11 protein-coding genes are annotated in these 12,672 nt (G+C 46.0%); 2 read left to right on the top strand and 9 right to left on the bottom strand.

The window, feature by feature from the left end:
• The first annotated feature begins 141 nt into the window (after positions 1-141).
• A complete protein-coding gene (locus tag INR79_RS04240) occupies positions 142-4,065 on the top strand; it encodes an AsmA family protein (RefSeq protein ID WP_223096129.1) in 3,924 nt (1,307 codons plus the stop codon).
• A gap of 9 nt (positions 4,066-4,074) precedes the next feature.
• Positions 4,075-4,443 (top strand): hypothetical protein, encoded by a 369-nt coding sequence (locus INR79_RS04235; RefSeq protein ID WP_022549861.1) that lies wholly within the window; start codon positions 4,075-4,077, stop codon positions 4,441-4,443.
• 109 nt (positions 4,444-4,552) lie between these two features.
• Here INR79_RS04235 and nqrM read toward each other — a convergent pair whose 3' ends face one another.
• The 9 genes from nqrM to INR79_RS04190 form a co-directional block, all read right to left on the bottom strand.
• Complete coding sequence (nqrM, locus tag INR79_RS04230; protein WP_004403034.1) at positions 4,553-4,786, bottom strand: (Na+)-NQR maturation NqrM; 234 nt, start codon at positions 4,784-4,786, stop codon at positions 4,553-4,555.
• Positions 4,787-4,801: 15 nt separating this feature from the next.
• The gene (locus INR79_RS04225) at positions 4,802-5,806 is read right to left on the bottom strand and encodes an FAD:protein FMN transferase (RefSeq protein WP_223096128.1); all 1,005 of its coding nucleotides are present in this window, start codon (positions 5,804-5,806) and stop codon (positions 4,802-4,804) included.
• A 141-nt stretch (positions 5,807-5,947) separates the two neighbouring features.
• Positions 5,948-7,171, bottom strand: a complete 1,224-nt coding sequence (nqrF, locus tag INR79_RS04220; protein WP_022594729.1) for an NADH:ubiquinone reductase (Na(+)-transporting) subunit F — start codon at positions 7,169-7,171, stop codon at positions 5,948-5,950.
• 17 nt (positions 7,172-7,188) lie between these two features.
• Positions 7,189-7,785 carry an NADH:ubiquinone reductase (Na(+)-transporting) subunit E gene (gene nqrE / locus INR79_RS04215; protein ID WP_004403029.1) on the bottom strand — a complete coding sequence of 199 codons (597 nt, stop codon included), beginning with the start codon at positions 7,783-7,785 and terminating at the stop codon, positions 7,189-7,191.
• 7 nt (positions 7,786-7,792) lie between these two features.
• On the bottom strand, positions 7,793-8,425 hold the full coding sequence (locus INR79_RS04210) for an NADH:ubiquinone reductase (Na(+)-transporting) subunit D (protein WP_004403027.1): 633 nt from the start codon (positions 8,423-8,425) through the stop codon (positions 7,793-7,795).
• On the bottom strand, positions 8,425-9,213 hold the full coding sequence (locus INR79_RS04205; protein WP_004403025.1) for a Na(+)-translocating NADH-quinone reductase subunit C: 789 nt from the start codon (positions 9,211-9,213) through the stop codon (positions 8,425-8,427). The genes INR79_RS04210 and INR79_RS04205 overlap by 1 nt, the downstream gene beginning before the upstream one ends.
• Positions 9,203-10,447 carry an NADH:ubiquinone reductase (Na(+)-transporting) subunit B gene (locus INR79_RS04200; protein ID WP_004403018.1) on the bottom strand — a complete coding sequence of 415 codons (1,245 nt, stop codon included), beginning with the start codon at positions 10,445-10,447 and terminating at the stop codon, positions 9,203-9,205. Before INR79_RS04200 ends, INR79_RS04205 begins: the two co-directional genes overlap by 11 nt.
• A gap of 3 nt (positions 10,448-10,450) precedes the next feature.
• On the bottom strand, positions 10,451-11,791 hold the full coding sequence (locus INR79_RS04195; protein WP_022549858.1) for a Na(+)-translocating NADH-quinone reductase subunit A: 1,341 nt from the start codon (positions 11,789-11,791) through the stop codon (positions 10,451-10,453).
• 444 nt (positions 11,792-12,235) lie between these two features.
• On the bottom strand, positions 12,236-12,550 hold the full coding sequence (locus INR79_RS04190) for a BolA family protein (protein WP_004403014.1): 315 nt from the start codon (positions 12,548-12,550) through the stop codon (positions 12,236-12,238).
• Positions 12,551-12,672 lie beyond the last annotated feature (122 nt).

The raw sequence follows: 12,672 nt of genomic DNA, 5'->3' as shown, positions 1-12,672 counted from the left end.
TGGTTCCCTTCACCGAAGAATAATCCAAGTATGGGTGTAACCGTATGTATATTTCTTCGGTGATTGCTTTACAGTTTTCGTCCTGCTTGTGGTATCGTCCACCGCTATATTTATGAAACCAGCTCCCAACCCTGAAAAGCCATGACCACGGAAAATGAAACACCTGTAACCAAACCATCGATCTTTCGAAAAATATTGATGTTCTTAGGTTTGGCTATTTTTGGACTGGTGGCTGGGGTCGCCATCGCGTTAGCCGTTGGTGTGAACATTAACCTCACACCCTATAAAGGAAAACTGGCTGACCTGATTCAACAACAAATCTCCCACCCGGTATCCATCGAAGGTGACATCCGACTGCGCCTTTCGTTTCGCCCTGAAATTGAAGTCAATCAGATTGAAATTACCAATATTCCGAGTATCGAGTGGCAGCCTACCCTAAAAGTAGGTCATGCATCGGCAAAAGTGGCGGTACTTCCTTTACTCGACAATCAGGTTTACATCGACTTTATCGATCTGAAAGACATTCATTTGTATCTGGCTAAGGATTTTGATGGTCATTCAAACTGGGAGTCTTTTCAGGCAAACTCAGAGCAACCACAAACCCTTTCAGTTCAGCCTCATCAAGCTTGGTCACTCAACCTCGGGGAACGAATTCATGCAGAGAACCTGAGTGTCGTGTACGACGACCAACAGGAAAACGTTTATCTAGACTGGTTTCTAGACACTTTTGATTTAACCAAAGACGGCAAAATCTGGAAGTTAAATACTCAAGGGGCAACCTTAGGTCAAGCTTACGATCTGGCTATCACCGGTGAGCTGGAGAGCATCCTTAATCACCAGTCGGGTAAGCTGGATATCCAAGGCAGCTTTGCGGGCGCGGCTTTATCCCTGAGCTCGGAAATTCATCCTCTCGATGAAGGGCTATCTACTGCTAGCCTTCAACTTGACTGGCAAGATACAGGTCCCATTGAAGCGCTGCTAGGATGGGATGTATATCACATAGCTCCGTTGCACATTTCAGCTAACTTAGCCGCTCAGCAAGGTCATTTGAGTGTGAAAGACTTAACTCTGGACAGCCCGGCAACTCGGGCATCTGGATATTTGGAAGTCACACTAGGCGACATCAACACGATTGATGGCAAGCTCGATGTACCCGTGGTTGACCTCAGACCCTGGCTTCAGCCTGAACTAGAACAGCACGCGATGGGCTTTGCTTCTGCCCCACCACAAAAATCACCATTACAGCGAGCATTGGATCAGTGGTTGGTTGCAACCCATACCAACCTTAACTTGACCATAGGTGAGATCTTGGGGCTGGGAACGGACATCAACCGCCTCTCGCTGTCTGTTGTAGGTAAAGAAGGCAAGCTGAGCGCCCCCCTCGCCGCCAATATTGCTCAGGTTCCTTTTCAGGGGAATGCGGAAATCGACGCCACAGAGTGGTCATCAAGATTAAACATAGAACTGGGTGCAAAAGACTCCTCATTAGGAGAGCTGGCAAGTTGGCTTGCAGGTATGGATAACGCACGTGGCCATTTAGACAATGCATTGCTGACCGTATCAACGGAAGGAACCAAGCTCAAGGAATGGATCAGCAACAGTGATCTCTCTTTTAACGTCGACAATGCTCACGTTGAATGGGCACAAGATGCCAGCTTCGCCATTGATAAAGCAAGATTCAGAGCAGGAATGAACATTCCCGTCGACATTGATGTTCACGGCAAACTGCAAGGCGTGCCTGCGACTATTACGGCAGACGCTGGTGCACTATCTGATATTGTCAATCGCCGTGACTGGCAAACCACGCTTACTTTAGATAGCCCAGTATTGCAATTGTCCGCATCTGGAACACTGCCACAAACCAAGTGGGGCGTTGGCAGTCGATTTGCGCTTCAAATCCACAGCCCGGACATTGCTAAACTTAGCCCTTGGCTGGGAACTCAAGCACAGGCGACGGGTCCCCTTAAGTTTGGAGCCAACCTTGTCCATCAGGGTCGTTGGATAACCTTTGAATCCCAAAATCTTCAGTTAATGGACAGCAAAGGGAAGTTCAATCTCAAATGGCAAGAAGGGTCTGAACAAGGTTTAGTCAACATTGATGCTCAATTCGACAAACTGGATTTCAACCAGTTGGCGCTGCTAGCGAAAGAAGAGTCTCTGCCAGAAGTTGAACAGGCAGTTCCAACTAAAGGGGTCAACCTTTCCGTTCCGCTACTTAGTAATGACATCCATATTCTTGATGCCAACCTCTCATTAAAAGTGAACCAAGTACTCTGGGCTCAGCAGCGACTGGAACGTTTATCTTTTAGTGGGAAAATCAGAAACGGGATGATGAGCTCAGCGCCCTTTTCCATGCGTTTTGCTAACAGTCTTCTCAAAGGAGATTTGTCCCTCAGCGTAGATGCAGCAAAAATCCATTCAGAGTTGAATCTTAGTGCCAGCAAACCTGACATTTCAGAAATGGCAAAGACATTTGGTGTGGCTGATGACATGAAGATGTCGCTGGACAGTGCAAAGATCAGATTGGCACTCTCGGGCAAAACCTTGCTTGAATTTATGGAGATGACCGAGGTCGATGCCCTGCTCCAGGGTGGACACCTAGAAATTCCCGATATCTACACAGGCAAGGCAATGGCAATCCGCATTTCGGAAGGACGCTTTCATACAGGACCAGAGCGTTCAACAGAGTTGCTTATAAACGGCGACGTATCGGGGAAAGACACACAATTACAAATCACATCGGTGTCTTTGAAAGAGGCCAATCAGCTGACTGAGAGTCTGCCTGCCGACCTCATATTCAATATCGGTGACATCGCGTTTAAAGCTCAAACTCAGCTCTCCTTACCCCTTGATTTCACCAAGCTAGCGTTAAAGCTAAATGCCGACATTCCTAACCTAGATCGCCTTAACGAATTCACTGGGATTGCGCTTCCTCCCTACGGTCCCATCAAGCTAAGCGCGGAGCTTTCTCTGGATGAAGTCCAATATCAGCTAAAACATCTGATTCTTAATGTTGGCAGCAGTGAACTTGAAGGTAGCGGTCATCTTCGCCCGCTTGGTCGATTTAGTCGACCAGACATTGCTCTGTCCCTTTCCTCTGATCTGATTCAGATGGACGACTTCAAAGTGGGTAACTGGAGAGCATGGCTACCAAATGATGACAAAAAAACAAAAGAGCCAGAAGAAACGAAACCGGAAGAACACAAGCAGCCGTTGGTACTCAGCCCAGAAGGGCTATCGTGGGCGAATTTAGAGCTCTCTCTGGACGTCAACAACGTGCGTTCAGGCAAAGACTGGCTGGGCGCTACAGAAGCCCGACTAAACCTGACAAACGGAAAGATGACCGTGTCGCCTTTAAAGGTTCGTATTCCGGGCGGTTCTGTATCCCTGGCTGGAGAAATAGCCGCGCAAGAAGAGCTGTTTGATATTGCCATGCAAGGTCAGGTTCATCGTTTCGATTACGGGGTAATTGCTCGTCGTATCGACAATAAAACAGACATGGGTGGAGAGCTCAGTACATACTTTAATCTGACCAGTCTGGCCAACACCCCTGACAGCCTAATGAACAACGCCAATGGCTTTATTGGTTTTTCGGTTTGGCCGAAGGAGTTTGAAGCCGATCTTATCGACTTATGGGCAGTGAATTTAACGGATGCCATATTACCAAGCTTTACTGAAGAACAAGAGTCGGTGCTTAACTGTGTCGCGGGCGGGTTTGACGTTCAAAATGGTGAGATGAGCCAGCGTGATGTGTTACTCGATACCACACGAATTCAGGTAAACGGTTCGTTTAACGCTTCATACCCAAATCGCACATTTGACCTGTACCTGACACCAAGACCTAAGTCAGCGCAGATATTTAGCTTACAGACACCAGTAGAAGTGTCTGGCAGTTTTGAGGACTTTGATTTCAATGTCCCACTTTCCGCAATTTTGGAAACATCCGTACGCTTCACCACCAGCCCGGTTATCTCGCCGATTCGCTGGCTGGTAGAAAAACCATTACAAAGCGACGGCAGCCATGTATGTGAAGCGATTTCACGCGGAATAGCAGTTAAGCAGTAAGGGTTAAAAATGAGAAAAGTATTTGCAGCAGTGGTGCTGTCTACAATGTGCTTTCCCGCATTTGCCAATTTCGACTACAAGCTATGCATCACTTTAGATGAAGGGGCACGGAATCACTATTTCGAGGCGTTTCTGGAGTCTAATGAGTGGGGAGCTGCAGTTTCAGGTGAATGCAAATACTTAGGGCGAATCACCCCTAAGTCGGACGGGCAGGTAATAATAGAGAGTAACCTGACCTGTCAAAACAACGGACAGCCAGTGACAACTGAGTTGCCCGTCTACACGCTGGACAAGCGCGGTGGAGAGGCAAACATGGCTTTTCAGGGGGCTCAGGGTGAATCGTGGCGCTACGCTGTGGCTCTGACCAGCCCCAAATAGTCTGAACTTGGTACAAGCGCCTGACTTCAACACCACATACATCCAAAAAGCCAAAGATCAAAAAAGCTCAGCAATTTGCTGAGCTTTGTTCATTCTGGCAGCAGAAAACTCAAAGAATTTTGTCTTTTTCCCAAGAGGCAATCTTTTCAGCACGCATCGCTTCTCGTGCTTCACGCTTCTTACGCGCATCGCAAGGCTCTGGGCAATTACATACTTTATCAATACCTACAGCATCCAAGCCGCCACAACTGCCCTTAACCACTTTTTTCTGGAAGATGTAACCAACAGACATAGCGGTAACAATCGTCAAGAAAAACCCGAATGTAACGATAAACTCAGTCATTGCTCACGACTCCTATTATTTATTTAAATACTGCTTAAAAGTGTCTGAGTAGATTTCTTCGAACCCTTGCTCTGTTTTTACAATAATCATAACGGCAAGGTTATTTTCGTTCGCGATCTCCAGACCAGCATCTTCACCTAACACCATGATACCAGTAGATAGACCATCTGCGGTCATACTGGATGGGTGAAGTACTGTGACCGACACCACTTTATGGCTAATCGGTTTCCCGGTTTGCGGGTTGATGATATGCGAATAACGAACACCATCCTTTTCAAAGTAGTTTCGGTAGTCACCTGATGTGGCAATCGCCATGTTACCCGGCTCAATGATTTCCTGAATCGCTCGCTCAGTGGTCGATGGCTTCTCAATCGCTATGCGCCAAGGCACCTCTTCCTGATTGACGCCTTTTAAGCGAATCTCACCACCAATCTCAACCATGTAGTTGTTGATGCCCAGCGATTCAATGTAGTTCGCCACTACATCCACACCCCAGCCTTTTGCGATTGTCGATAAATCAACATACAAGTCTGGTAGTGTTTTGGTTAACGTACTCGACGTAACGCTAAGATGCTGAATACCTGTCATCGCTTTGCGAGCGTTCAGCTCTTCGTCTGACGGAACCACTTCAGGGCGAGCTTCCGGACCAAATCCCCACAAGTTAACAAGAGGACCTACAGTCACATCTAAAGCGCCACGAGTCAGCTGGTTCAGCCTGATCGCTTCCTTCACTACAATTGCCGTTTCAGGCGAGACTTCAAATGCGTCGCTACCTTTGTACTGGTTGAAACGGCTCAGCTCAGAATCTTTACGATACGTCGACATCTGGTCGTTAACCAGTTCAAGCAATCTGTCCAATTCAACCTGAATATCGCCAGATGCTGGCGCACCGTCCACCTCGATATATTTAATATTATAGGTGGTTCCCATAGTAGGACCGGATAAATGGATCTGTTCTTTCGGTTGGGTACATCCCACCAGTGCCAGTAAGGAAGTTAATGCAACAAGCCAAAGTTTCACTTGCTCACTCCTGATAATTATTATGAAAGTTGATAAAGAAAAGAGTCTTGCACCGAAGGCGCTGTTCTATAACAACTTGAGACTGCAAAAATAAATGGCCGACTCAAATGAGTCAGCCATAATTCAATCACTTAGGTGAGATTAGCCACCGAAGTCATCCAATAGGATGTTTTCGTCTTCTACACCAAGATCTTTCAGCATGCCAATTACAGCCGCGTTCATCATCGGTGGACCACACATGTAGTACTCACAATCTTCAGGCGCGTCGTGGTCCTTCAGATAGTTTTCATACAGTACGTTGTGGATGAAGCCTGTGTAACCTTCCCAGTTATCTTCTGGCATAGGATCAGACAGAGCACAGTGCCAAACGAAGTTATCGTTCTCAGCTTGCAGACCGTCGAAGTCTTCCACGTAGAACATTTCACGCTTAGAACGTGCACCGTACCAGAACGACATCTTACGAGAAGAGTTAAGACGCTTAAGCTGATCGAAGATATGCGAACGCATTGGCGCCATACCAGCACCACCACCAACGAATACCATTTCAGCATCAGTATCTTTCGCGAAGAACTCACCAAATGGACCAGAAATCGTACACTTGTCGCCTTCTTTCAGAGACCAGATGTATGAAGACATGATACCAGGTGGTACATCAGGATTATTAGGCGGCGGCGTAGCAATACGCACGTTCAGCATAATAATGCCTTCTTCTTCTGGGTAGTTCGCCATTGAGTATGCACGAATGGTTTCTTCGTCAACTTTAGACTCGTAACGGAACAGGTTGAACTTGTCCCAGTCTTCGCGGTATTCCTCAGGAATATCGTAATCAGCGTATTTCACGTGGTGAACAGGTGCTTCGATCTGAATGTAACCACCAGCACGGAAAGGTACTGACTCGCCATCAGGGATCTGAAGCTTAAGCTCTTTGATGAATGTTGCTTTGTTATCGTTAGAGATAACCGTACATTCCCACTTTTTAACACCGAAGATTTCTTCTGGAAGCTCGATGTCCATGTCGGTTTTCATTGCAACCTGACATGCCAGACGCTCACCTTCACGCGCTTCACCTTTTGTAATGTGGTCAAGCTCGGTAGGTAGGATATCACCGCCACCAGATTTCACTTTTACGCGACACTGACCACAAGAGCCACCGCCACCACAAGCAGAAGATACGAATACACCTGCACCAGCCAGAGCACCAAGCAGTTTGCTACCTGGTTGAGTCACGATCGCCAGATCAGGGTTATCGTTTACGGAAATTGTAATGTCACCTGTTGGTACTAGCTTGGATTTGGCAAACAAAATTACCAGAACCAGGGCTAGAACAATCAGTGTAAACATCACTACACCAAGAATAATGTCCATTGACTATTCCTTATACCTTACAGTTGAACACCAGAGAAGGACATGAAGCCCAGCGCCATAAGACCAACAGAGATAAACGTGATGCCTAGACCACGTAGACCCGGAGGGACGTCTGAGTACTTCATCTTCTCACGAATACCCGCCAATGCGACGATTGCAAGCATCCAACCCACACCAGAACCGAAGCCGTAAACCACAGACTCAGCAAAGTTGTAATCACGCTGTACCATGAATGATACGCCACCAAAGATCGCACAGTTCACCGTAATAAGCGGCAGGAAGATACCCAGTGCGTTGTATAGAGGTGGGAAGAATCGGTCTAGAATCATTTCCAGAATCTGAACCAATGCTGCGATTACACCGATGAACGTAATGAAGTTCAGGAAGCTAAGGTCTACACCTTCAACCAATGCGTTCTCTTTAAGAACCAGGTTATAAAGCAGGTTGTTTACTGGTACTGCAACTGTTAGTACGAAAACAACCGCTACACCAAGACCGAATGACGTCTTAACTTTCTTAGATACCGCAAGGAAAGTACACATACCTAAGAAGAACGACAGTGCTAAGTTTTCGATGAAAATCGATTTAACTAACAGACTAATATAATGTTCCATGACGCCCTTACTCCTTCGCTTCTACTTGTTCTGGTTTGAACGTACGGATCGCCCAGATAAGGAAGCCGATCAGGAAGAATGCAGACGGTGCAAGAAGCATCAGACCGTTAGGCTGATACCAACCACCGTTGCTCACTAGAGGAAGTACTTCCATGTTGAATAGTTTGCCCGAGCCAAACAATTCGCGGAAGAATCCAACAGTAATAAGAACGAAGCCGTAACCCAGACCGTTACCAATACCATCGATTAGAGATGGCAGTGGAGCCGATTTCATCGCGAATGCTTCAGCACGACCCATTACAATACAGTTTGTAATGATCAAGCCAACGAATACAGACAACTGCTTAGAGATGTCGTACAGGTATGCTTTCAGGATTTGGTCTACCACGATTACCAGTGATGCGATGATTGCCATCTGAACGATGATACGCACACTGTTAGGAATGTGATTACGAATAAGAGAAACAAAGAAGTTAGACAATGCAGTAACAAATACTACCGCCAGTGTCATAACGAATGCTGTCTCTAGTTTGGTGGTTACTGCAAGTGCAGAACACACACCCAGTACCTGAAGCGCGATTGGGTTGTTATCCAATACAGGCGCTAACAGGCTCTTTTTAACATCTTGTGCACCAGACATTAGTTCAGACCTCCGTCACGAACTTTAGCTAGGAACGGACCAAAGCCCTTGTCACCTAACCAGAAGTCGAATGTACCTTGAACACCATTACCAGTCAGTGTTGCACCTGATAGACCGTCAACGCCGTGCGCTGAACCTTCAGGAGCTCCACCTTTTACAACCTTGATTGCTGGTTGATGGTTTTCGTCGAACAATTTCTTGCCTACGAACTGTGCACGCCAGCTTGGGTTTTCAACCTCACCACCAAGTCCAGGAGTTTCACCCTGCTCGTAGTAAGTGATGCCCGAAACTGTGTTGCCGTCGGTTTCAACCGCAACAAACGCGTACATCATTGACCATAGACCATTACCGTGAACAGGGATAATCACTTTAGATATTGCGTCGCCATCTTTAACCAGATAAACGATACCCGTGTTGGCACGACGAATGATTTTCGCTTTGTCGTCGTCAGCGGTCAGTTTGATTGACGAAGAAGGATCTTTCGATGCTTTACGCTGATCGTAGTCAGCCGCAGTGAAGCCATCTTCTGTTTTTTCAATGAAGTCACCTGATTTAAAATCAACCAGACGCGGTTCGATTTTCTCACCAAACAGTGAACGAACCTCTGCAGCACTACCTGCTTCATAGCCTGCAACTTCAACGATCTTGCTTTGTTTGTCGAGTACAGCATTAGCTTTCTGCTGACTACGTAGACCTACGGCTGCTGTTGATACAACGATTGAACAAACCAGGCTCAATCCGACAACAACACCCAGCGTCTTTTTAATGCTATCGTTATTACTTGCCATAACGTGCTTTTCTCCGCTTGATGTTCTTCTCGATCACTACGTGGTCGAACAGAGGTGCGAATAGGTTCGCGAATAGAATCGCCAGCATCATACCTTCAGGGTAAGCTGGGTTAACTACACGAATCATCACACACATAGCACCAATCAATGCACCGTATGCCCATTTACCTTTGTTGGTAAAGGAAGCTGATACTGGGTCGGTTGCCATGAAGAACATACCAAATGCAAAACCACCCAAAACAAGGTGCCAGTGCCAAGGCATGCTGAACAGTGGGTTCGTGTCTGAACCGATGATGTTGAACAGGAATGACGTTGCCACCATACCCAACATAACACCAACGATGATTCGCCACGAGGCAACCCCAATGTAGACAATAAACGCGGCACCAATCATCAGTGCCAGAGTTGACACTTCACCAATAGAGCCAGGGATATTACCTAGGAATGCATCCATCCAAGTGATTGCTTCACCAGTGATTGTGTTCACTAGTGCACCGTTACCGCCTTGAGCCCACTGGCTTAGAGCAGTTGCACCTGAGAAACCATCTGCCGCAGTCCAAACTACGTCACCAGAGATTTGTGCTGGGTAAGCAAAGAATAGGAAAGCACGACCTGCAAGCGCTGGGTTAAGGAAGTTACGACCTGTACCACCGAAGATCTCTTTCGCAACAACAACACCGAAGGTAATACCTAGCGCTGCCTGCCATAGAGGAAGTGTTGGTGGAACGATTAACGCAAACAGGATAGAGGTAACAAAGAAACCTTCGTTAACTTCGTGCTTACGAACCATACAGAAAAGGACTTCCCAGAAACCACCCACAACAAAGACTGTCAGGTAGATCGGCAAGAAGTAGGTTGCACCAAGAATCATCTTGGTCCCCCACCCCGCTTCCAGGGAGAGTGGTCCCGCAATCATCTCGGTTAACCAGTAGTGCCAGTTGCCAGCAACAACGCCTGCAAGCTCTGCACCTTGGTAAAGATGATTCAGACCCATAATTGCTTGGTTACCTGCGTTGTACATACCCCAGAAAATTGCTGGGAAAGTCGCAAACCAAACCATGATCATGATACGTTTCAAATCAACGCTATCACGAACGTGAGAACCACGTTTTGTCACCAAACCTGGTGTGTAGAAAACTGTTGCTACAGCTTCGTACAGAGCAAACCATTTCTCGTGTTTGCCACCTGGCTCAAAATGGTGCTCGATATCTTCAAGAAACTTCTTCAGGGCCATGACTTAACCTTCCTTCTCGATCTTGTCTAGACATTCACGAAGCAACTCGCCGTATTCATATTTGCCAGGACACACAAAGGTGCACAATGCCAAATCTTCTTCGTCCAACTCTAGCGCACCCAGTGCTTGAGCACTGTCAGTATCGCCGGCACACAGGTCACGAAGCAGCAAAGTTGGTTCCATATCCAGAGGTAGTACCTTCTCATAGTTACCGATTGGCACCATAGAACGATCACTACCGTTGGTCGTTGTTGTCATGTTGAATAGACGACCTGAGAACAGGTGACCAAGATATGCGCGAGTAATCGAGTATTTGTTCTTACCAGGCATTGCCCAGCCAAATAGCTCTTTCTCATAGCCTTCACGAATTGCAGATACTTGAAGGTGGTAACGACCAAGGTAGGCATGAGGACCTTTCGCTTGGGTACCAGCAAGCACAGAACCGGAAATAATACGTACATCGCCAGGCATCAACTCGCCATCAGCCAGTTGTTCCAGACTTGCACCTACAGTTGTGCGAACCAAACGTGGGTTGTTTACAACTGGACCTGCCAGAGAAACCACACGATCAGTGTATAGCTCACCTGTTAGGAATAGCTGACCAAATGCAATCACATCTTGGTAGTTGATGCTCCATGCAGATACAGCTTCATTAACAGGGTATAAGAAGTGCATGTGTGTGCCAGCAAGCCCAGCAGGGTGCGGTCCATCAAATACATGTTCTTCAACATTAGATTGAGATGAGCGAGGCAGGCTATTGCCATTTTTACATACGTAAACTTTGCCTTCAGTCAGACGAGAGATAATGTCTAGACCAGCGGTAAACGCTTCGGCTTGCTCATTGATGATAACTCCAGCATCTGCTGCCAATGGATTGGTATCCATTGCCGTAACGAAGATAGCTTGAGTTGAAGACTCGATCGCAGGAACCTTGCTGAACGGACGAGTACGAAGTGCAGTCCACATACCAGATTCAACTAGCTGAGTTTTGATCGCTTCACGGTCAAGACTGACTAGTTTATCGGCTGCGTAACTGTCGAAAGTCACTTTCTCATCACCTTCTACTTCAATTACTACAGATTGAAGTACGCGCTTAGCGCCACGGTTAATTTCAATGACTTTACCACTCGCTGGAGCAGTGAATTTAACGCCTTCATTCTTTTTGTCGACAAAAAGAACTTGACCTTTTTTCACTACATCGCCTACGCGACAATGCATCGTAGGACGCATTCCAACGTACTCTTCGCCAAGCAAGGCGACTTTATTGATGGACTTGCCATCACTTATCACCTGGGATGGAACTCCAGAAATTGGAATATCCAAACCCTTCTTTATTGTAATCATACGCACTTGCACTACTTTATCGGGAAAAAGATTCTTTTAATTGCGTAAAAGTTAGACACGACATTTTGTGTCCGGTTTTGACCTGACACCCTGGTCAAAATCGCAACATCCTCTTAAATAACTCGTCACAAAAAAATGCGAGTTTTATCAGGTGCGATAGTCTAGCATCTTTTGTGAAGGTGATGCCATGACCATGCACCGGATTAATCTGTAATTTTTCGTTTGTTGGTTACAGATTAGCTAGTCAATGTGAATAAGTTTGAACTGTCGCACAAATGTTAATAAATCATAAAAATAACTGGATCTAACCCATTCATTTTTATTTATAAGTTTTTTTAACAAATCATTTCGTTCACAAATATTCACTCAACAGACATTTAAAACGCAAAAGCACTTTAAACACACTCAAATGAGCCGTTTTCTAAAGTCTTATTGTTTTATTTGTTACCCCAGTTTGCTTCCACCCAAACACATTGGGCTATCTGGAGCACCACCTGTTTGTTGTAACCATTCTGATTCAGTATAGGTATGAATAGAGAGAGCGTGTATGTGATTTTCTAATTCTTCTGTCAATACACCATTTACTTTGCGGTGACGACCTATTAAACGTAGCCCCTCAAATGCTTCACTCACAATAATCACTTTAAAGTGACTTTCTGAACCTTTAGGCACATTGTGCATATAGCTTTCATTCAACACTTCCAAATGCTTAGGTTGAAATTCGTTTTGCAGTTTTTGCTCAATGATTTCTTGAATCATGTCCTTTCCTTGCTGTAAGCGGTTCACCTTATTGTGTATTGATAAGATTATATTCGGACTTAACTCTACTCGCTATGTTCTTTCCCACGATCCTGACTCAAATCTAATTCATTTGGGTATAC

Origin of the sequence: Vibrio sp. SCSIO 43132 (assembly GCF_019904195.1) — a bacterium.
GTDB lineage: Bacteria > Pseudomonadota > Gammaproteobacteria > Enterobacterales > Vibrionaceae > Vibrio > Vibrio nigripulchritudo.
Note: the sequence above shows the minus strand (reverse complement) of the source record. Positions and strands in the feature narration are given on the sequence as shown.